Origin of the sequence: Shewanella intestini, from assembly GCF_018221465.1 — a bacterium.
Classification (GTDB): domain Bacteria; phylum Pseudomonadota; class Gammaproteobacteria; order Enterobacterales; family Shewanellaceae; genus Shewanella; species Shewanella intestini.
The window spans coordinates 24,535-45,521 of sequence record NZ_JAAIKR010000011.1 but is presented as its reverse complement, the minus strand read 5'-3'; the positions used below and the strand labels follow the sequence as shown (position 1 = coordinate 45,521).

The window sequence follows — 20,987 nt, the reverse complement described above, 5'->3', positions numbered from 1 at the left end:
TGATGTCACCTTTTCGGTTGTTGTTATGTATGGTTTAACGAGTTGAATGAGTTAGCGTTATGACGGCGCAATTGGCTGCTGTTAAGCATTTAAGTAAACGTTAAGTGGCCGCCTAATCTAAATTTACTGCCGGGGTGAACCAGCCGCGCAAAACTAACCGCACCTTGGCTTGACCACGTGCGACGCGACACCAATAAGCAAGGCTCAGTTGCGGCAATCGCTAAATATTGTTGCTCGCACGCACTAGGAATAATGGCTTCAACGGTATGACGCGCTTCAGTTAATGGCGCAACTTTTGACAAGTATTCATGGGGCGTTTGTTGGGTAAAATCTTGTTGTAGATAGTCAGGAATAAAAACGGGGTTAACAAAACGCTCTTCGAGTTGCAGCGGTACATTTTGCTCAAAATGCACTAATAAGGAGTGATAAACACCGCGACCCACCGGCACACCTAATGCAATGGCAATTGACGCTTGGGCATTTATTTCAGCCAGCTCAATACACTGTGCATGATAACCGTGACCGCGCTGTTTAATTTCGTCCGCTATGTTACGAATAGTCAGTAACGATGATTGCGACTTAAACTCGGCAACAAACGTGCCCATGCCTTGCGCGCGGGTCAATACGCCTGCGTCAACTAATTCAGTTAATGCTCTTCTAGATGTCATTCGACTGCAAGTAAACATATCGCTGAGTTGGTTTTCTGAAGGCACTTGAGCGTGTTCTTTCCATGCTCCAAGCTGAATTTGACTCACAATAAAGTCTTTTATTTCAGCGTATTTGGCTAATGTCACCTAACCTCCACAACCTTATAAATGCACGGCCTTGTCATTTACAATAGCTAAGCACTTAATAAGATAACGGTTAAAAAGTGACAACAGCTTAACTTGTATATACAAGTGTGTACACATATTTTATGGAGAAATAACACACGATAAAAGGATGATTGAATATCGCTATCATCAACGGTAAAGTGACGCCATTATTTAATAATTATTAGGGAAAATAATGCGCTGGGATCATGTTTGGATTGATATCAACATTGCCACCATGGACAGTGAAATATCATCAGCTTATGGTGCAATACATCAAGGAGCCATCGCCGTTAAAGACAATAAAATTGTCTGGTTAGGTGCACAAAATGATCTCCCACAATTTGATGCCTTATCGACGCCGGTATATCGAGGTAAAGGCAAATGGGTGACGCCAGGGTTAATTGATGCTCACACTCACTTAGTGTTTGCAGGTAACCGTGCCAACGAGTTTGAAATGCGTTTACAAGGTGCAAGTTATGAAGACATTGCACGGGCTGGCGGCGGTATAATCTCAACGGTTAACGCTTGCCGAGAAGCAGATGAAGCAAGCCTATTTGATTCCGCTAGAAAACGTTTAAACGCCTTAGCAAAAGAAGGTGTCACCACGGTTGAAATCAAATCTGGCTACGGCCTTGAAACAGCGAGTGAACTAAAACTGCTACGAGTGGCGCGTGAATTAGGCAAGCATCATCATGTTGATGTACAAACCACGTTTCTAGGTGCTCATGCCATCCCTGCGCAATACCAAAACCAAGCAGATGCTTATATTGATCACGTCATTAATGACATGCTTCCACAAGTTGTTGCTGAAAACTTAGCCGATGCCGTTGATGTGTTTTGCGAGGGCATCGCATTTAACCTAGAGCAATCCGAGCGAGTGTTAGTCGCAGCCAAACAAGCGGGATTAAAGATTAAGCTTCATAGCGAACAGTTGTCGAATATTGGCGGCACTGTCATGGCCGCCAACTTAGGGGCAAAATCGGTAGATCATATCGAATATTTAGACGAAGCAGGCGTTCAAGCAATGAGCCTCAATGGCACATGTGCGGTGTTACTGCCTGGCGCATTTTATTTTTTACGCGAAACCCAACTACCTCCTATTGCATTATTACGTCAATATAATGTGCCCATGGTTGTCGCCAGTGATTTTAATCCCGGTTCATCGCCAATTTGCTCCACCCAATTAATGTTAAATATGGCCTGCACCTTATTTAAACTCACCCCTGAAGAAGCACTGCAAGGAGTAACGGTTAACGCAGCGAAAGCCCTGGGGATTGAGGATAGTGTGGGGGTATTAAAAGTCGGGATGGCCGCAGACTTTTGTTTATGGGATATCAACACCCCTGCTGAGTTAGCCTATAGCTATGGTGTCAATCCATGCCAGCAAGTGGTCAAAGCGGGCAAATTAATTCAACAATAAATTGTCACACCGAGTTAAGCTAGATTACATCTTGTAACACAAGCCACTACTTTTTCAGCGCGTTAAAAGAGTACAAAGCCAAGTCACAAGACTTGGCTTTGTTTTAGCTTAATACCCACCACCATTTACCAACACTAAGCATTAATCTAGCTCAGTGATTGGTAACCAATTGACCTTAACACCCGCTTGTAAAAACATATCTTGGCTGATGGTAATTTTGTCACCCCAACGAGATAAGAAATCTTCACTTTGCTCGGGGCAATTAACTGAAGTAATCCCTGTTTGAATAATTTTTGCTGCGCAATTTGGGCAAGGAAAATGCGTCACCCAAATATCACACTCACCTAAGTCACGTTTAGCAAACAAAATGGCATTTTCTTCTGCGTGTAAAGTCTTTAATAATTTCATCTCGCGGTCATCGGTTTCTGCACTATCAGAAATACCGTGTGGATAACCATTAAAGCCAACCGACACGATGCGGTTATGCTTAGTGATCACGGCACCAACTTGGGTTGAAGGGTCTTTGCTCCACGAACCGACCAACTCAGCCATTTGAAAAAATCGTTTTGCCCATTTTGAAATCATAATAACCTTCTTTAAAGTGACTTGTGGTTGGTAGCGTACAACCCCAAAATATCATCAACAAAATACCGTAAACTAAAATACCAGCTTACAAATTACATCATACCTGATTAAGCCACTCAATATATTGCGTTATGGTGGCGGTAAAGTCGATAACGAACCGACAACATTACCCTGTACCCATTACATGTTCACTTTACGTTAGCAAAAGCCAGCAATACTCATTGAATCAACCCATTACAGCTGCACGCGGCTTGCCTAATTAAGACATTAAAGGTGATTATTTCACCACTTTGCACAAACATTGAATATTTGTAAAATTCTCAAGCCGTTGCATGCGATTTATCTAGCCTTCGCGCCCAATAAAGCATAGGATCAGAGCTATAAAAATTGTTATTTGGAGCCACAAAGCATTATGAGTATTCGCGCAATCCTTGTTGATACTGCAGGTACAACCACCGATTTAAACTTTATTCAGGATGTACTGTTTCCATACTCTAAAAGCGCCATGGCCGCCTTTATTGACCAGCACCAAGATAATGTACTGGTTGATTACTGCATTAGTGATATCAAAGATATTGCATTAGAGCCAGAAGCAAGCCTTGAGCGTGTTGTTGAAATTCTTGAGCAGTGGATTGACGAAGACCGCAAAATCACCCCATTAAAAACCTTACAAGGTATGATTTGGAAGCAAGGTTATGACAATGGCGAGTTTACTGGCCACATCTATCCAGATTTCATTGATTTTTTACCGTCAATTGAAGGTAACATCAAACGCCTTTATAGCTTTTCATCAGGTTCGGCTGACGCGCAGAAGTTACTCTTCTCTTATAGTGACAATGGCGACTTAACTCACCATTTCAATGGCCATTTTGACACCCGCACCGGTAACAAATTAGACAAACAAGCCTATAGCAATATCTGCAATACCATCAGCTTAACACCAAGACAAATCCTGTTTGTTTCTGACGTAGTTGAAGAGCTAAAAGCAGCAGAGTCTGCAGGCTTAATGACATGCCTAATGGTACGTGATGGGCAACCACATCACCCTGATTTTCAAACCATTACTAGCTTTGATGAGCTCAAAGTCGGCTAATGGGTTTATCGCTAAAGCGCGTTAGTTTTTAACGAAATAAACTGCAACTAACAGCAAGTAAAAACGGCCATAATGGCTGTTTTTTTATGGCTAAAATTAACTCAAGCCAAAGTACTTCAGCCATTAGCCTTATATTAAAACGACCGTTTGAATTTAAATCATATTATGCTGTAATTGCAGATTTATCCTTGTTGTTCAACACCTAGCTTGGTAGATTAACCTCATAAACGACCGTTTAAATACTGTTCAAAAACAAGGACTGTTACTCATGGAAAAATTTATTGCTACATACCCGATTCACACTCATGTCCCTGTCGCATGGGGAGACATGGACGCCTTACAACACGTTAATAATGCCAATTACTTTCGCTACTTCGAAACGGCACGTCTTGATTTTTTCACCCAAATTGATTTTTTAGCCGAGTTACATAAAACCGGCATTGGCCCAGTTGTTAGCGAAACCAACGCCCGTTATAAACGCCCTGTCACTTACCCTGACAACTTAATTGTTGGCGTAAGCATTAGCGATATTCAGCCAGACCGCTTTAAAATGCATTACCACGTTTATAGCCAAACGCAGCAAGCCATCTCAACCATTGGCTGGGCAAATATTGTGATGTTTAACTTTAAGACTGCCGCCAAAGCCAATATGACACCCGAGTTATTAACTGCATTAACGCAGCACCAACAGACTAGTTAGCCACAAAAAAGGCGCTTTTAGCGCCTTTTTGCATCACGCAGTGCCAATGCCTTCAATCACACTATTGCTACTTACCCGGACACCTGTGCCAATTGGGCTTTCACAGTATCACTCAACGCCACACTCGTTTGCGTTTGATAGTTGTAATGCACCATGGTGGTTTGCGCCTCAGCGGTTTTATTACCTTGTTGCCAGCAACTTTGAGTGATGTCAAAACTGCTATTACCAATACGGCTAATATGCGTCTTCACCGTGACGGCTTTGCCGTAGTAAGTCGGGGCATTAAAGGTAATGGTAAAACCTGCAATGATCATATTCCATTTAGCGACATCTTGACCGGGATTCACAATCTCAAAAATGGGTTCTCGTGCAGCTTCAAACCACACCGGTATCACCGTATTATTAATGTGCCCTAAGGCATCGGTTTCACAAAAGCGCGGCATTAACTCCATTGAAAATTGACTGTCTGACACCTTAGTTCCCTTTTTAAGTTATTGTTCTAAAAAGTATTATAAATTAAGGCTTCGTGATCATCAAAGAAGTCTTTGTCGCAGATAGATTCATTCATGTCATAATAACTAAACAGTGACAATGACTCGCTAATAGCATTCAAACTGCGCCGCCACAACCGATAATGAGTGTTACTGCCCATCTTCACACCATATCTTCTGACATATTGTAATTTAGCGTTCATTTGAAGATGCATGTCCTAAAATTATCAACTAGCTAAATCGATTCAAATGCTGATGTGATTGAGTCACTCAGTTAATAATTTACAACTTCAGCAGTTCTGCAGACAAAAAACAAAAAAAGACGTGCAAGCACGTCTTTTTATTTTTATTTAGCAAGCTATTTGATTAATAGGTCTTACCGTACATGGCATTAATTTCTTCCACATATCTGGCGTAAATATTTTTACGGCGCAATTTCATTGTTGGAGTAATTAGTCCTGACTCGGTAGAGAATGCTTCAGGTAATAAAGTGAACTTTTTAATTTTCTCAAACCCTGCTAGTTCATGCTGTATTACTTTTAAGCGTTGCTCAAAATGCTCAACCACTTGGCTGTGACGCAGTAAGTCGATGCTATTTTCAACCTTAATACCTTTCTCATGTGCCCAAGCCTCAAGTGACTCAAAGGCAGGTACAATCAGTGCAGAAACATAATTACGCGCGTCGGCTACCACAGCCACTTGTTCGATAAACGGACAACAACTTACTTTACCTTCAACACGTTGCGGTGCAATGTATTTACCGTTTGAAGTTTTCATTAACTCTTTAATACGGTCAGTAATATAAAGGTTACCTTCCGCATCAATCATGCCGGCGTCGCCAGTTTTTAACCAACCATCTTCAAACGCTTCTACGGTATCTTGTGGACGGTTGTAATATCCACGCATAACGGTTTCACCGCGAACTAAAATCTCATTATCTTTACCGACTTTAATTTCCATGGCGTGCAGTGGCTTACCATTTGAACCTGGTACGCGATTATCTAAGGTGTTACAGGTAATAGTGGCACATGTTTCTGTCATGCCGTAACCACATAAGACTGGCACACCAATGCTATGGAAAAAGCCGCCAACGTTAACGTCAAGCGCAGCGCCGCCAACCGGCATAAACTTCAAACGTCCACCCAATATATTTTGCAGTTTGCTAAAGACTAGCTTATCGGCTAATGCCCATTGCATTGACAATAACTTACTGGCTCTCTTACGACCTTGATTCACTTTAAATTGTCGCGCGCCAACACCAATTGCCCAGTTAAATAGTTTTTGACGTACAGTCGGTGCATTATTCACTTTGTCATGTACAGCGCTATAGACTTTTTCTAGGAAACGCGGCACAACACATAAGGTATGCGGACGGACTTGTGCAATGGCTTCTTTAATTTTATTGGTATCATTTAGGTAAACATTACGACCACCACGACATAATACGTAAAAGCTCCAGCCACGCTCAAACACATGGCTTAATGGCAAAAATGCCAATGAAACATCACCAGTATCAATGGCAATTTCAGCATCATGCTGCTCAATCATTGAGGCGATATTACGATAATCAATCATCACGCCTTTTGGATCGCCTGTTGTACCGGAGGTATAAATAAGTGTGAGCAAGTCATCGAGGGTCGTTTCACCTAAACGCGTTGTTAGCGACAAACTAACTGGCGCGGCAAAAGTGCGGCTTAACATGTCGTCCAAATGAGTATGATCAGCACTTATCAATGCCACATCAGCGTTAAATACTACAATCTGTTTAACGGTTGGACACTGCGCCTGTACTTCACAAGCCATTTGGTATTGCTTTTCATCAGCAACAAAAATGACCTTGGCTTGGGCATCGTTGACAATAAATGCAGCTTGCTCAAGCGTGCTAGTTGGGTAAACCGGTACCACAACACCGCGAGCCTTAAGAATACCAATATCGGCACACGTCCACTGTGGACAGTTAGGTGATAAGATCACTGCTTTGTCTTGTGTTTCAAAACCAGACTCAATTAACGCTAAAGCGATATTATGAGAGATCTCATTAAATCGACGCCAGCTAACCTGCGCCCATGGTGCTGCCATGTCAAACCCTTCAAGGGCAATTTGCTCGCCTAGGTTTTGGCTTTGTTTTTGTAGCAGTCTAACCACATGGTAGTTTTCTAAAGACATCGGTTTTTACCCTTTTAGCTTACATGTGTACCGTTTTTTTGCATTTTACATGATGGATAAATAAACGCTAAGTAAATTTGCCAAAATCGCGTGAGCCAGATCACCTTAAGCGGTTAATTGTTATTAATTAGGTGACGTTAGCGGTTTTTTTGATAGATATTTTTACCTATTAACAACATTGAATAATTTTACACAACCAAAAATCACGCCAGATCGAGTGATAATTAGCCACTTTTGAGGCAGTCATCATGTCTCCATTTGGGTTTACCTTTTCGCTACAACTCACCGAGCCAACAGTAAAACCTGACCAACACCACTCCGACCAGTGCAAGTCCAGCCAGCTTAACAACCACAAAAACAATTACTTGTCACTCATATGACGATATTGGGCTTACCCTCTAACAAATCATGCTTCTCACCGTTGGCATCAAAATGAAGCCAAGCAATGATATTGCTCAACGGTAAATACCGTTGATGCGCTACAGCCAAATCTATTTTCAGCTAACACTAACAACCTATTTGACACGCCCCAATGCACACGTTCTATGCACGAAGACATGCGTACTCATGACAGCTTATTGTCCGCTACGCTAGACAGTGAGTAGAGAACATGTTTCGATACGAGATTATTGGTCACGACTGACAATGAATGTTTTATTGCGTTAACATGTTGAACTTGAATTATAAATAAGGAAATGGACTATGCTCCACAGGATGTTTTTTCCCGCCAAAAAACATGGCCACCAGCATACGGCAACTCGCACTCTTACGAGCTTATTTGTCATATGGATGTTATTGATAGCGCCAGTTTCTTCCGCATGGGCTCAAACGCCCCTCAGTGAAAATGCACAACAGCCGCCGTTAACCAAACAGCAGTTAACCCAGCCTTGTTATTTGAAAGGTATATCTGAACAGCTGGAATGCGGCAAAGTCAGTGTGGCTGAAAACCCACAACAGCCAGAGAGCAAACAGATTGATATTCATTTTGCTATTTTGCCAGCTATTAAAAACCGTTACCCCAACGAAGCATTGCTCGCCATTGCGGGCGGGCCAGGACAATCAGCAATAGAAAATGCCGCCGGTTTTAACCGCATGCTCAATAAAGTCAGGCAGCAGCGTGATATTTTACTCATTGATCAACGCGGAACAGGTTTGTCCCATAAGTTAGCCTGTGAAGATGACAACATGTCGCTGCTCAACTTTAACGATGAAGCCGTCAACATTGGTGAAACCACGCAACAATGTTTAGACGAGATACAAAAAAAACAACCAACGGATATCCATCAATATACCAGCACAACGGCTTTAGGTGATTTTGAAGCCGTACGCCAATATCTCGGTTATCAACAGCTACATTTATACGGCATTTCTTACGGTACCCGCATGGCGCAGCTATATATGCGTAAATACCCACAATCGCTAAAAACGGTCACCTTAGATGGCATTGTCCCGATGCAACAAAGTGTCATTGCCATTGGCGGTGCTATTGAGCGCGCGATGACCTTATTGTTTAGTGATTGCGCCAACGCCAGCGCTTGCCAACAAACCTTCCCCAACCTTAAACAAGATTTTGACAGTGTCGATGCCAAACTAGCTAAAGCACCAATAAAACAACAAGTGCGCGACCCACTCACCAATGCACCAAAAACCTTATTACTTACTCGCAGTAAGTTTAATGGTGCTATCCGCATGGCGCTTTACACACCCAACATTCGTGCATTATTGCCCCATGCCATTCACCAAGCGGCGCAAGGCGACTACCAAGCGATTTTAGGTATTTATACCTTAACGGCTGATAGCGCAGGTATTGCGATTGGCATGCATGCCTCGGTCGTGTGCAGCGAAGACATTGGCCGTGTCACTGAGCAAATGCGTAAAGATGCCAAAATCTCATATATGAGCGGCAATATGCTCGATGGCTTAGAAAAAACCTGTGCGGTATGGCAAATGCCACAAGTCGATACTGACTTTAGCTTGCCAATTAGCAGTGACATTCCAACTTTATTACTCTCGGGTGAAATCGACCCAGCAACACCACCGAATTGGGGCGCAATGGCAATGGAGAAACTCACCAATGCCAAACACTTTATCGCCCCTTACGCCACACATGGCGTAGCTTATCAAAGCTGTGGTAATGACTTAATTGCCCAATTGGTTAATGGCGTTAACGTAATGGATATTGATGGTGAATGTTTAAATAAAGACGTAAGACGCAGCTTTTATCTTAATGCTAGTAGCGTTGAAGTGGCGCCGCACACAGTCACAAACCCAAGCACCTCACAAGATAAGGATTAATCATGATTACGGTTGCAAATTTATCAAAGAAAATCGGTGAAGTGCAGGCACTTAATGACTTAAGTTTCAGCGCTGAAAATGGCCAAATAACCGGATTATTAGGCCCAAACGGTGCTGGCAAGACCACGTGTTTGCGCACCGTATTTGGGTTGCTAAAACCCGATTCTGGTACATCTTGTGTCGATGACATTGATGTAGCGATTGACCCCATTGGCGCCAAAAAACAATTGGGATTATTTCCCGATCCATTTGGCTTATATGAACGGCTCACACCACGTGAGTATATTCGTTATTTTGCCGAGCTCAGTGGTATGGCACGAAAGCCTGCTAAAGCGGCAACCGACAAGGTCATTGAACAGCTTAATTTAACCGATATTGCCGACCGTCGTTGCAAAGGTTTCTCTCAAGGTCAACGGATGAAAACCGCATTAGCTCAAGCGATTGTCCACCAGCCAAGTAATATCATTCTTGACGAACCGACACGCGGGCTTGATGTAATGAGTACCCGTTTATTACGCGACATATTAATCGCGTTAAAACAACAAGGACATTGCGTATTGTTTTCAAGCCACGTTATGCAAGAAGTCGCCGCGCTATGTGATCGCGTCATCGTGATGGCGCAAGGCAAAGTGGTTGCCATTGGCAGCCCACAACAGTTATGTGAACAAACAGGTAAAGACTCACTTGAAGATGCCTTTATTGCCCTAATTGGAACTGACGAAGGGATCGCAGCCTAATGAAAATGATTTTAGCCATGGTGCGCAAAGAACTCATCGACGCCGCCCGCGACAAACGCTCAGTAATGGCCGGCTTGTATTACGCCATCGGCACACCGTTATTAATGTGCGGTATGTTTATGGTGCTTATTGGCCAACTTTCTAGCCCAGAAGACTTGCACATTACCATTAACAAAGCCGACAACGCCCCTGACTTAATTCGCTACCTCGACAACAATGGCATTAGCCACGGTGAAGGTAAAAGTGTTAAAGCAATTACCTTAACCATTAGCGATGATTATGCTGCTGACATGGCAAAGGCTAAGCCAGCAGAAGTTATTGTGACCGCAGACAAATCCAATGAAAAACTGCAAAAATCGATTTCACGCCTTGAGCGTAATTTGCAGGCTTATAGCAGTGAAATGGGCAGTTTGCGTTTAATTGCCCGTGGGGTTAACCCGCAAGTCATGGCGCCATTAAAAATAACGGTGCATGATCAATCTACCGCCGATTCAAAAGGCGGCTTAATATTAGGCATTGCCATTTTCACCATGATTTACTCCGTATTTATTTCAGCAATGAACCTTGCTATTGATACCAGTGCCGGAGAACGTGAACGTAACTCGCTGGCATTATTATTAAGCCACCCGATGACCACCAGGCAATTGGTGCTTGGCAAAGTTATTGCTGTTACCTGTTTTGCCATGTTGGGGTTAGTGCTAATCATGCTGGTGTCCAAAGTCGCCTACATGTTTGTACCTTGGCAGGAGCTTGGATTTAGCGTCAATATAAGCCCTGATTTTATGGGGCTGATGTTTGCTATCGGCGCACCAGTGGCATTATTAGCCTCAACATTGCAGCTATATGTGTCATTTATGGCAAAGACATTTAAAGAAGCTCAGTCTTATCTGACGATGGTGTTATTTGTACCAGTGGCTTTGTCCATGGCTGCAACTTATAACATTGCCCCGCATGTACTTGAATGGTTACCCGTATCTGGACAACAACAAGTGTTAATGGCCTTTATTAAAGGCCGTGAGATTCCGATGCTGCAGTTAGCCATTTCAAGTGCGGCGACGGTTATTATTGCTATTGCGTTAATGTTGGGAATGGAAAGGTCACTTAAAAGTGAGAAAGTGGTCTTTGGCTTATAACCGATATTGATAAGCTGACGGGTTTAGCTGTTTAGCTGTTTAGTTGTTTAGCTGTTTAGCTGTTTAGCTGTTTAGTTGTTTAGCTGTTTAGCTGTTTAGCAAAAATGACATTCAAACATAAAAAAGCCACGATAATTGGTGTCCAACTATTGGGGGTCAGTTCAAATCGTGGCTTTTTTTATTTATCCGTTAAGACACCCAGTGCTATTTTGCTTTTGGGCGGAACGGTTTAATCACCGCCTCATCACACTCTAAAAACGGCCCTTCCATTAAGTCGATGCAATAAGGAATCGCAGGGAATACCGCATCTAAACATTCGCGGATTGATTTAGGCTTACCCGGTAAGTTTACAATTAATGAATCACCACGAAGACCGGCTGTTTGACGCGACAAAATTGCCGTTGGGACAAACTTTAATGACTCAGCACGCATTAACTCACCAAAACCTGGCATCATTCTGTCACATACGGCTTCAGTGGCTTCTGGAGTCACATCGCGTTTTGCCGGGCCCGTGCCACCAGTTGTCACTACCAAACAACAGTCTTGATTGTCAGCCATGTCAATTAAGGTGGCTTCAATCACATCAACTTCATCTGGGATCACTTTATAAACGGGTTCCCATTCAGATGTTAGGTAGTCATTTAGCACATCAATAATGGCTTTACCTGAGATATCTTCGTAAACGCCTGCACTGGCTCGGTCACTGACGGTAACAATACCGATTTTAGCTTTGCTCATGTTGTTTTCCTATTGAGTGGCGGTTGTCCTGACATACACATTAGGACTCTTCGCATTAATGGCGCTTAAAGTAGCATAATCACCATTAAGATAAAGGGATAAATTATCAGCTTAGGCATTATTAACTATCAAACGTGACTCACCGCAATGGCAACTGTGAGCAAGTATGAACCTCTCGAGATGATGCTATTAGCACGTAATTGATATAATTAATGAAGTCATCTAGCAGCGATAACATCCGCTGAATACTGGATTAACGTGTCATTAATTGCACCGTTTGCACTAGGGTTCGTTTGGCAACTTGTGTGTCTTTATCGAGCTTTAACCTAAGCACCACACCTTGCCATTGATTCCAAAACATATGTGCTAACAAACTGGTGTCACGCTCTTTGGCAATAAAGCCTTGTTGCTGGCCTTGGTAAAATAGCTGCGTTAATGCGCTAATCCATTGTCCATATAATTCATTGAGTGCGGCGGTCAACTGCGGGTAAGAATCTGTCGCTTCTATCATTAAATTTGCTAGCAAACAGCCTTTAACAGGGTTTGCTTGGCCCAAATGATCAATCATTGCGTGATAAGCGGTGAGCATGACAGATAAGTTTTGTTTAAAATCCGCGTCATCAGCAAATGCAATAGTGGCAATGTGTTGTTCAAAATACTGCTGCGCTACGCTTACGGCAAATGCCTCTTTGCTTTTAAAGTAGTGATAAAACGATCCTTTTGGAATACCAACTTCATCAAGAATAACCTTGATACCTACCGCGCTTAATCCATATTGAGAAAATAACCGCTCACCGGCAACACAAATAGTTTGACGACTGGTAGATGACTTGTTCATGACATATCTCGTTGTGTATGGCTGCTAATATCAGTATATAAAGCCCAGCCATGGTTTACTTTTTATCAATAATAAACCAAAAGTAGACCGATCGCTTACTAAAGCTTATCAATTTGCTAGGTACAATATTAATTAACACTTTCGTACAACATTAACTGCGCAATAAAGCTACTATCGATAACAAATGGCTGTCGTTGTAATAAACAAATTTTACTAAAAAAAATGCCGACTCACGTCGGCATTTTGCGCTGTATCAAAGCGAAGAGTAATAGAAGGTTGAAAGCTTTTACTTAACGCTTAGGGGTTTTCTGCCTTTAAGTTTGGGGAACTTAAATTCATGACACTGATTACAATAAACCACGCTATCTTTATGCTCATGGTGACATGAAGTACAAGGTAAATCTGTACCATAATGCATACTGTTGTGTGGATTAGGCTCTGCTGTTGGTGAAGCATCTGCTGGTAGTTTGGTTAACTCAGCCATTTCTTCTGCACTGCCATGACAAGCTTCACAAGCAGATGATTTTGGAATGGTTTTATGTTTACTTTGACCATGGCAATTACTGCATTCAACTTGACCATTATCATTGGTCATAATGTCTTTATGGTAGTCCTGCAACTTCATCGCATTTGCCGCAGGGACTAACAGCGCCATACTAATAACGATGGCCGATAAATATTTAAGCATTGTATTTCCTAATTTAAATCATAAGGGAGTCTGGACTCCCTTGAATTTGCCTTATGCGTTCAGCCGTCAGTATTAAAACTGTTTGATGAACTGAGTTGCTGCTGCGATATCAGGAGTAAATGGACGGTCTAACTTCACATATGGCACTACTTTACGGAATGACTTGTACATTTTTTCGGTTGCTTTACCCATTTTCAAATGGCTGTCTTTCAATTTACGTAAATCGATGGCTTGTGCTGAGTGCATCAATTCTAAGCCATATATCACTTCTGTGTTATCAACGATTTGAGCAAGATTTTCAGATGCAAACTGTAAGTTTGTAAACGTATCTTCAATGTTGCCGGCAATAGCAATGCCATCAAATGAAACAGGGTTAGCCAACGCTTTGTTACGTACTTGCATATCAACAAAGGTTTTTTGAATTGCACCAAACGCATGACCATGATTTTCAGGTGCCGCTAAGAAGCGTGACAAGTGAGTAAAGTGAGAATCAGAAAGGTGAATCGTACGCATAACACTGTTATGAGAAACATGCGTCAACGCCACACTTAATCCTTCAACAGCAAGCGCAATAGGTAATGGTTCAAAGTTAGTTGTTGGGATCACACCACCTTTGTTACCCACCATATATTTAGCAACTTGTGAAGTTTGTGCATATTCAGAAGAGGCATTCACAATAACACCAGGGTTATCGTCAGAATGGTTAATTTGAATAGTCAGCACGTCGTCTAAGTCATGTAATGCTTTTTCTGCACTTGCAAAAGTATAGGCTGTGGTGCGGTAACTTAATGGGTCTTGTAATGGGCGTTCGCTGTTTACATCCCACAAGTAGCTGCCTGATAAGCTGTTTAGAATATTAGTCGTTGCGCCTTTTAAGTAAGGGAAAGGACGAATATCGTTAGTTTGTGGTAAAAATGGCGCAACGTTACCATTTAAACCTTCAAGGCTTAACCCAAATACTGCTGGCGAAATGTTCAATAAGTGCTGAGCGTTACGGTAGCCTTGCATTGCATAAGAAACAGCCACAGAGTTATTTGATAAAATCGATAATGCATCTTTACCGATTGGGTCAAGTAATTTAATCCCTTCAGCTTTCATCGCTTTTTTACTGCTAACACGTTTACCTTTGTACATCACATCCCATTCGCCAATCATGGCTAACCCAACATGCGATGACATTAAGATATCCGCTTCCCCAACAGAGCCTTTTGAAGGGATGATAGGAGTAATGCCTTTGTTTAAGTATTCTTTATAAAGTTCAGCAACATAAGGTTGAACACCCGTGTGACCTGACAAAATAGTATTTAAACGCACAGCCAAAGCAACACGAGTTAAACGTACGGGTACTGGCGCGCCAATAGCAGAACTATGAGCACGTAATGTACTGTAGTTAAATGATTTTGATGCTTCTAAAACAGCAGGAGTTAATTTGCCATCAGCAGTAAATAATTTATGATCTTTATTTAAGCCAACACCCACAGTTAAACCGTAAATAGGTTTACCCGTACTAGCTGCTTGCATTAATAAGTTGTGAGCGATTGTTAAGTCAGCTTTCGCCTTCGCGTCAATTTTTACTGTTGCGCCATCGGCAATTGCCCATGCTTGATCTTGGGTGAGATGTTGGCCATCTAATGTTACTGAGTTCATCGCTAACGCACTACCAGAAGTCAGTGCAAGTGCTAAAGCTGTTGCTGCTAATGCAGGTTTATTATTTATCATTTTTTTCTTCCTAATTTAGGCTAATTTTAATTTAATTGATGTTCTTGAAGCACATTGAGAACCGGCATTTCGTCCAGTTACTACACCTTCAGCTACTGCACAAGCTCCTAAACGACTGGCTCCGTGGATACCACCTGTCGCTTCACCCGCGGCAAATAAGCCAATAATTGGTTTGTCAGTAATTAAATCCAATACTTGAGACTGGGTATTCACTCGAACGCCACCCATGCAGTAATGCACTTTTGGCCACATTCTTACGGCATACCAAGGCCCTTGCTCAATGACTAATGCTTTTTGCATTGGGCGACCAAACTCAGCATCATGACCTGCTCTTACAGCTTTATTCCAATCAGTAACTTGCTGTTTTAACGCATCGGCTGGAATGCCATATAATTTTGCTAATTCATCAAGCGTTTCCGCTTTTTGAATCACGTTGTATTTCATGCCCCAAGCTAATGTTTGAGCTTTTTTGGCGCCTTCTGCGTTAGTAAATCCAACAGGATAAACTGGCTTACCATCATCATCACGGCGGGTCATAATTGCATCAGCACGTTCTTTACGATCTGCCAACTCATTAAAGAAGCGCTTACCCGTGCGCACATCAACCACAATGCCACTTGGATAAGTCGCAATGGTGTTAAATTGAGATGCCGTACCAAAGCCCTTCTCATCTGGTGATGCCCAAGGTCCAAGTTGAATTTGGTCTAAATGCACAGGGTTGGCACCAATTAGCATCATTTGTTTCAATGCATCTGCGGTTGCACCTGCGTGGTTAGTTGAATCAAGTTCAGCCGTTAATTTAGGTTGTTGAATTTGACGATATGGAATATCACGGCTAAAACCACCGGTTGCCATGATCACCCCTTTGCGTGCACCAATCAGGCGTTTATGCCCCGAGTTTGCACGTGGGAAATGAAATTCTTCTTTGGCTTCAATACCAATCACATGACCTTGTTCATTTTTAACAAAACCAACTAGGTTAACTTGATTACGTAATGCCACGTTTTTTGCTTTAGCCGCTTTTAATAACGGACGAACAATACCTGCACCAGAGCTTTCAATCGTTTGCAAAACCCGTGGCACTGAATGGCCACCAAAGTGTTGTAAGAACGGTTTCCAGCGTACACCGTGCGACTCTAGCCATTGTTGAGATTCTGAAGTGCCGTTACAAACAAGTTTGAGCATTTGTGGATCATTCATACCACGACCTGCTTTAAACATGTCTGACACCATTAACGTGACAGAGTCTTTGACCCCTTTAGCGTGTTGTAACTTAGAATCAGCCACCGCCATAGCGCCGCCATTAATTGCCGAGTTCCCCCCAAAGACAGGCATTTTGTCGATTACCATGACTGATGCGCCTTTCTCTGCGGCTTGCAGTGCTGCAGATAAACCAGCAAAACCACTACCCACCACAATAATGTCAACAATTTCGTCAAACTTAATCTCTGTTGTCTTGGCACTAATGCTTTGCGCTTGGGTCGATAAACTTAACCCTGCTAAACCACTAATACCTAATGTCGCCCCTCCTTTTAAAAAGCGGCGGCGACTAACTTGGTCACGTAATTGTTTCGTCATGTTCATTCCATCATCTATTAAAATCTTATTTGGTAATTGCACTGAACATGCCAGATGACATTTTATTACCTACAAAGAAGTATTTTGTGGCAGCAGACACAAAACCACGATATTTAATGATATAGACTCACGAAACTTAGTGATTGGGATGAAATATCAATGCAAAAACAATTCTTTTTTGAATCAATACAAACCTTATGTAGCTCATTACAAATTGATGTCGCATTGAATCGATATTTAAAACATATAAAAAAAACACTACCTATAGATGGTATGTTTATTAATATCCATCATGCACAATACCAACATATTCAATTTTTAGTTCATTGCAATGACACCCAAAGTGGCACATTAGATTTACGAGTACCTTTATCAGAAGAACAAAACGAAATACTTATTAATAAAGAATGGGCTGATATCACAATATTAAATAAAATCAGCCATGAACCCGTTACTGAATATATTACTTCACAAGTTGTACCTGAAGCAAAATCGTTATTAATGCTAAAAATATATTCTCAAGATACACCTTTAGGTATGGTGGTATTTTATTCCAAACAACACTCAGCATTTAAAGCGCATCATGGTGACTTTATTGAACCGCATTTACATACCATCGCTTTACTTACTGCTTTTGAATTGAAGGGCCGCAACTTACTTAAAATCAATCAAGATATTACCAAGCAAAATAGCTCCTTAAAACGTGCCTTATTTAATTCACATGGTGTAATAGGCGCTGAGTCGGGTTTACGACCGGTAATGGAAAAAGTAAAAGCCATCGCCAAGTTAAGTACGACAGTGTTACTTCATGGAGAAACTGGTTGTGGTAAAGAAGTCGTTGCCAATGCGATTCATGAAATGTCCGACTTAAGCGACAAGCCATTTATTAAGGTTAACTGCGGTGCCATTCCTGAAAGCTTGATTGACTCAGAGCTATTTGGCTATGAAAAAGGCGCATTTACTGGCGCTAATGCCACTAAGAAAGGCTTATTTGAACAAGCTAATGGTGGCACAATATTTCTTGATGAAATAGGTGAATTACCATTGGCGGTACAGGTTAGGTTGTTACGGGTATTGCAAAACAGCACGATTGTTCGTGTCGGGGGCAGTGAGTCAATTCAACTTAACATTCGCATTATTGCCGCCACCCACAGAAATTTAAAAGCCATGGTACACAAAGGCGAATTTCGTGAAGACTTATGGTATCGCTTGGCAATATTTCCCATTGAAATACCAGCACTTCGCCAGCGTACATCTGATATACCATTGCTATTACAACACTTTATTGAACTATTATCAGCCAAATTTAATTTAACCCAACTGCCTTCAACCACAGAGAAGGAATTAGCAAAGTTAACGCATTATTCATGGCCGGGTAACGTGCGAGAGTTATTTAATATCATTGAGCGAGCGATGATCCAATACCCTAAAGGGCCTTTAGCGTTTGATTTATACGATGAAGAACTTGAAGCCGAGCCTGATCATCATGGTAACGTAATTGTTATCGACCCAAGTTATGCTGGTAATATGTTAGTGCCTTTAGATACTATGATTGCCAAATACATTAGCCATGCATTAAAAATTACTGGTGGTAAATTATATGGTGCGGGCGGCGCGGCAGAGTTGCTTGATATCAACCCCAATACGTTACGCAGTAAAATGAAAAAACTAAACCTTTGTTAGTGATAACTCATCTTTGAACATGACTTAAGATCAAATGCTTATGTTCATAATCTAAAAAGCCACCTTACGGTGGCTTTTTCATTTATGATCAATTACGTCATCGATTTAGAAGAAGAAACGAATACCGACTGAGTAACTGTTGTCTTGCATATCTTCCATGGCTTTATTATCCATGCTGCTAAAGTCAATCTTAGCTTCTGCAAACATCACGGTAGCGGCACTATAACGGTAATGTAATCCTAATACCGCAAATTGACGAGTCCAATCACCTTGTATCGCTGTCGTTGCATCGGTATCAAGATCTTGATAAGTCAACATCGCCATAGGCACAAAACCATTATCCATTTGATAAGCTACTAAAAACTCAGCACCCGTTGAATCATACAAATTACCAGCAACTAACTCATTTTGCTTGCTTTTATGAGCATTAAATCCGACATATAAGCCATCAGCTTGATGACCTGGCGCATATTGATAGAAGGTACCATATTGCGCACCAACACCGACAATTTGGTTATCACCGCTTACACCAGAACCTGCTAGTTCACCTTTAAATTTCGCTTTGTTAAAACCGGCAATCACTTTGAACTGGTCAGTAAATTGATACGTCGCACTCACACCGTAGTTATCGTTAAAGCTAATGGTTGAGTCGTTATAAGTGTTACCTTTTACATCAGTAGGGTTAGCAACATTTATATCACCATGTTGTTTTGCACTGTATTGCAATGCGTAAGACAGCTTGCCAATTGCATTGCGATAAACAACGGCAGAATTAGCACGCGCAGTCCCGGTTAATCCACCATCACCAAAGGTATATACGCCAACGGCATAACCAGTATAAACGTCCAGTACATCTGTTGTGTATGCGACATCGTAGTATGCACCCCACTGCTTACCAAATGTAATTGTCCCCCACTTATCATTTGCTAAGCCGACATAACCTAAACGGTTAAATAAAAAGTCGGTATTCTTTTGAGCGCCTAGTTGGCCACCCTCAGAACTCAATATGTCATCGTCGGTGACCATATTAATGCCCCACTCTGTGTGAGCAAAACTGCGCCAGCCATTTTTTTCTTGGCGGTCAAATCGAAAACCAATGCGAGAAAAGTTATCTTGTATAACGGTATCATGAGAATCGTTGGTCGCAGCAAAGCCTAACCAACCCATCATATTTACGCTATTTTGGTCATCTTTATAAAGTTCTGTTGCATGTGCACTGCCAACAACTAATAGCGTTGGAATAAGTACGGCGAGTAATTTCTTCTTCATCAGTTAAACACCTTAAATTTATTTTTAATCATATAAAACCCATCTTCGGTGAATACAGAGCAGAAAACATGCCAGCTAATTATTTATTAATCTTTGAATTATAAAATATGAATAGGCGCAACAAAGCGTTAAATACAAACAATCTTAATCACGATATATCATGAAGCATTTAAATACCGTGAATAGATACTAATTCATCAACGACAAGTATTAATGCATTTACACTTATCATCTCAACCCATAAAAATGGATAACACCCCATATTCAAATGAGATATGTCTATTTAAAATAAAAACAAAGAACATATATAAATAAAAGACAATCATTATCACAAACGCACTCACAAAGGTGACCGATACCGCCTTTATATACTAAATGTGACGCGTAATAGCATTGAATAAAATAAACACATAAATGTATTACCATTCGTGAAATTTAAAACCAGTGCTTAATTATCAACTTATAAAATAAAAATATAATTTTGCATTACAACCATCAAGAGGCTTAATTTATGTCATAACAATAGTGTTGGCCCACTAACCTACTTTGTAACAACTTTTTTTGATTTCACATTACTGAGTGACTGTAATGAAACAAGACACGTTGATAATTGAATATAATCCCATTATTGAGGTATTAAATAACAAAAGAACAAACAAAAATCACACGACTGAATTTTAATAAGAAGCACTCGGATAAGTCACCGAGCAAGGTGGACATGCTCCTAAAGCAGCATCTTTAGGTATACCACTGATAAATGGCGATATCACTGAAAACCAAATTTAAAGCAGAGTAATTCGGCGCGATTTTAAGCGCTGATGAACGTGGTGGGTTTTCAACGTTAGCCAAGGAAGTTAAAGATGAAAAAGAAATATTAAAAAAGCCAACGCCCTCCTGTTAAAGGCAGCACAGTAACGTTTCAAATGATTACGCCGCAAGCTCCCGCTTTTCCCACAGTGAAGCGTCGTGAAATAATGAAAGCCAGTCACTCAACCTATTATGGTTAGCGACGATAATTTGTGCTGCGACAATAGAGTTT

General features: G+C 41.4%; 18 protein-coding genes. 7 read left to right on the top strand and 11 right to left on the bottom strand.

The annotated features are described in order from the left end of the window. Nucleotides 1–89 precede the first annotated feature (89 nt). Nucleotides 90–794 carry a histidine utilization transcriptional repressor HutC gene (gene hutC, locus G3R48_RS11560; protein ID WP_212593324.1) on the bottom strand — a complete coding sequence of 235 codons (705 nt, stop codon included), beginning with the start codon at nucleotides 792–794 and terminating at the stop codon, nucleotides 90–92. 214 nt (nucleotides 795–1,008) lie between these two features. On the opposite strand from hutC, the gene hutI reads away from it, so the two are divergent. Further along, a complete protein-coding gene (gene hutI, locus G3R48_RS11555) occupies nucleotides 1,009–2,235 on the top strand; it encodes an imidazolonepropionase (protein ID WP_153665981.1) in 1,227 nt (408 codons plus the stop codon). 141 nt (nucleotides 2,236–2,376) lie between these two features. Here the strand turns inward: hutI and G3R48_RS11550 are convergent, their stop codons facing one another. Continuing rightward, nucleotides 2,377–2,820 carry a dCMP deaminase family protein gene (locus tag G3R48_RS11550; protein WP_153665983.1) on the bottom strand — a complete coding sequence of 148 codons (444 nt, stop codon included), beginning with the start codon at nucleotides 2,818–2,820 and terminating at the stop codon, nucleotides 2,377–2,379. Nucleotides 2,821–3,232: 412 nt separating this feature from the next. Between G3R48_RS11550 and mtnC the strand changes: the two genes are divergently transcribed. Both mtnC and G3R48_RS11540 read left to right on the top strand, forming a co-directional pair. After that, entirely contained in the window at nucleotides 3,233–3,913 is a 681-nt protein-coding gene (mtnC, locus tag G3R48_RS11545; RefSeq protein ID WP_153665986.1) for an acireductone synthase, read from the top strand. 268 nt (nucleotides 3,914–4,181) lie between these two features. Then, a complete protein-coding gene (locus G3R48_RS11540; RefSeq protein ID WP_153665988.1) occupies nucleotides 4,182–4,613 on the top strand; it encodes an acyl-CoA thioesterase in 432 nt (143 codons plus the stop codon). A gap of 71 nt (nucleotides 4,614–4,684) precedes the next feature. Here G3R48_RS11540 and G3R48_RS11535 read toward each other — a convergent pair whose 3' ends face one another. The 3 genes from G3R48_RS11535 to G3R48_RS11525 form a co-directional block, all read right to left on the bottom strand. After that, on the bottom strand, nucleotides 4,685–5,086 hold the full coding sequence (locus G3R48_RS11535; protein ID WP_212593323.1) for an acyl-CoA thioesterase: 402 nt from the start codon (nucleotides 5,084–5,086) through the stop codon (nucleotides 4,685–4,687). A gap of 26 nt (nucleotides 5,087–5,112) precedes the next feature. Next, the gene (locus G3R48_RS11530) at nucleotides 5,113–5,307 is read right to left on the bottom strand and encodes a hypothetical protein (protein ID WP_212593322.1); all 195 of its coding nucleotides are present in this window, start codon (nucleotides 5,305–5,307) and stop codon (nucleotides 5,113–5,115) included. A 163-nt stretch (nucleotides 5,308–5,470) separates the two neighbouring features. Then, the gene (locus G3R48_RS11525) at nucleotides 5,471–7,270 is read right to left on the bottom strand and encodes an AMP-dependent synthetase/ligase (protein ID WP_153665990.1); all 1,800 of its coding nucleotides are present in this window, start codon (nucleotides 7,268–7,270) and stop codon (nucleotides 5,471–5,473) included. Nucleotides 7,271–7,972: 702 nt separating this feature from the next. Here G3R48_RS11525 and G3R48_RS11520 point away from each other — a divergent pair. The 3 genes from G3R48_RS11520 to G3R48_RS11510 are packed head-to-tail and all read left to right on the top strand — an operon-like array spanning nucleotide 7,973 to nucleotide 11,435. Further along, nucleotides 7,973–9,565, top strand: coding sequence for an alpha/beta hydrolase (locus G3R48_RS11520; protein ID WP_228497500.1), 1,593 nt, complete (start codon nucleotides 7,973–7,975; stop codon nucleotides 9,563–9,565). A gap of 2 nt (nucleotides 9,566–9,567) precedes the next feature. Then, complete coding sequence (locus tag G3R48_RS11515; protein WP_153665992.1) at nucleotides 9,568–10,302, top strand: ABC transporter ATP-binding protein; 735 nt, start codon at nucleotides 9,568–9,570, stop codon at nucleotides 10,300–10,302. After that, on the top strand, nucleotides 10,302–11,435 hold the full coding sequence (locus G3R48_RS11510; protein ID WP_153665994.1) for an ABC transporter permease: 1,134 nt from the start codon (nucleotides 10,302–10,304) through the stop codon (nucleotides 11,433–11,435). The genes G3R48_RS11515 and G3R48_RS11510 overlap by 1 nt, the downstream gene beginning before the upstream one ends. 204 nt (nucleotides 11,436–11,639) lie before the next feature. Here the strand turns inward: G3R48_RS11510 and mog are convergent, their stop codons facing one another. The 5 genes from mog to G3R48_RS11485 all read right to left on the bottom strand — a co-directional run bounded on the left by mog (nucleotide 11,640) and on the right by G3R48_RS11485 (nucleotide 16,996). Further along, a complete protein-coding gene (mog, locus tag G3R48_RS11505) occupies nucleotides 11,640–12,173 on the bottom strand; it encodes a molybdopterin adenylyltransferase (RefSeq protein ID WP_153665996.1) in 534 nt (177 codons plus the stop codon). A 253-nt stretch (nucleotides 12,174–12,426) separates the two neighbouring features. After that, nucleotides 12,427–13,011: a TetR/AcrR family transcriptional regulator gene (locus G3R48_RS11500; RefSeq protein ID WP_153665998.1), complete on the bottom strand. Its 585-nt coding sequence runs from the start codon at nucleotides 13,009–13,011 to the stop codon at nucleotides 12,427–12,429. Nucleotides 13,012–13,297: 286 nt separating this feature from the next. After that, on the bottom strand, nucleotides 13,298–13,699 hold the full coding sequence (locus tag G3R48_RS11495) for a cytochrome c3 family protein (protein WP_153666000.1): 402 nt from the start codon (nucleotides 13,697–13,699) through the stop codon (nucleotides 13,298–13,300). A 72-nt stretch (nucleotides 13,700–13,771) separates the two neighbouring features. After that, nucleotides 13,772–15,418 carry an HAL/PAL/TAL family ammonia-lyase gene (locus tag G3R48_RS11490; protein ID WP_153666002.1) on the bottom strand — a complete coding sequence of 549 codons (1,647 nt, stop codon included), beginning with the start codon at nucleotides 15,416–15,418 and terminating at the stop codon, nucleotides 13,772–13,774. A gap of 15 nt (nucleotides 15,419–15,433) precedes the next feature. Further along, nucleotides 15,434–16,996, bottom strand: a complete 1,563-nt coding sequence (locus G3R48_RS11485) for a flavocytochrome c (protein WP_153666004.1) — start codon at nucleotides 16,994–16,996, stop codon at nucleotides 15,434–15,436. 159 nt (nucleotides 16,997–17,155) lie between these two features. On the opposite strand from G3R48_RS11485, the gene G3R48_RS11480 reads away from it, so the two are divergent. Then, a complete protein-coding gene (locus tag G3R48_RS11480) occupies nucleotides 17,156–18,679 on the top strand; it encodes a sigma-54-dependent transcriptional regulator (RefSeq protein ID WP_153666006.1) in 1,524 nt (507 codons plus the stop codon). Nucleotides 18,680–18,784: 105 nt separating this feature from the next. Here the strand turns inward: G3R48_RS11480 and G3R48_RS11475 are convergent, their stop codons facing one another. Beyond that, nucleotides 18,785–19,948: a porin gene (locus tag G3R48_RS11475; RefSeq protein ID WP_153666008.1), complete on the bottom strand. Its 1,164-nt coding sequence runs from the start codon at nucleotides 19,946–19,948 to the stop codon at nucleotides 18,785–18,787. Between the last annotated feature and the right edge of the window lie 1,039 nt (nucleotides 19,949–20,987).

Bases quoted from the DNA above. Each gene is read 5' to 3' on its own strand.
- hutI (WP_153665981.1), top strand. From the start codon at position 1,009: ATGCGCTGGGATCATGTTTGGATTGATATCAACATTGCCACCATGGAC.
- G3R48_RS11550 (WP_153665983.1), bottom strand. From the start codon at position 2,820: ATGATTTCAAAATGGGCAAAACGATTTTTTCAAATGGCTGAGTTGGTC.
- mtnC (WP_153665986.1), top strand. From the start codon at position 3,233: ATGAGTATTCGCGCAATCCTTGTTGATACTGCAGGTACAACCACCGAT.
- G3R48_RS11540 (WP_153665988.1), top strand. From the start codon at position 4,182: ATGGAAAAATTTATTGCTACATACCCGATTCACACTCATGTCCCTGTC.
- G3R48_RS11530 (WP_212593322.1), bottom strand. From the start codon at position 5,307: ATGAACGCTAAATTACAATATGTCAGAAGATATGGTGTGAAGATGGGC.
- G3R48_RS11525 (WP_153665990.1), bottom strand. From the start codon at position 7,270: ATGTCTTTAGAAAACTACCATGTGGTTAGACTGCTACAAAAACAAAGC.
- G3R48_RS11520 (WP_228497500.1), top strand. From the start codon at position 7,973: ATGCTCCACAGGATGTTTTTTCCCGCCAAAAAACATGGCCACCAGCAT.
- G3R48_RS11515 (WP_153665992.1), top strand. From the start codon at position 9,568: ATGATTACGGTTGCAAATTTATCAAAGAAAATCGGTGAAGTGCAGGCA.
- G3R48_RS11510 (WP_153665994.1), top strand. From the start codon at position 10,302: ATGAAAATGATTTTAGCCATGGTGCGCAAAGAACTCATCGACGCCGCC.
- mog (WP_153665996.1), bottom strand. From the start codon at position 12,173: ATGAGCAAAGCTAAAATCGGTATTGTTACCGTCAGTGACCGAGCCAGT.
- G3R48_RS11500 (WP_153665998.1), bottom strand. From the start codon at position 13,011: ATGAACAAGTCATCTACCAGTCGTCAAACTATTTGTGTTGCCGGTGAG.
- G3R48_RS11495 (WP_153666000.1), bottom strand. From the start codon at position 13,699: ATGCTTAAATATTTATCGGCCATCGTTATTAGTATGGCGCTGTTAGTC.
- G3R48_RS11490 (WP_153666002.1), bottom strand. From the start codon at position 15,418: ATGATAAATAATAAACCTGCATTAGCAGCAACAGCTTTAGCACTTGCA.
- G3R48_RS11485 (WP_153666004.1), bottom strand. From the start codon at position 16,996: ATGACGAAACAATTACGTGACCAAGTTAGTCGCCGCCGCTTTTTAAAA.
- G3R48_RS11480 (WP_153666006.1), top strand. From the start codon at position 17,156: ATGCAAAAACAATTCTTTTTTGAATCAATACAAACCTTATGTAGCTCA.
- G3R48_RS11475 (WP_153666008.1), bottom strand. From the start codon at position 19,948: ATGAAGAAGAAATTACTCGCCGTACTTATTCCAACGCTATTAGTTGTT.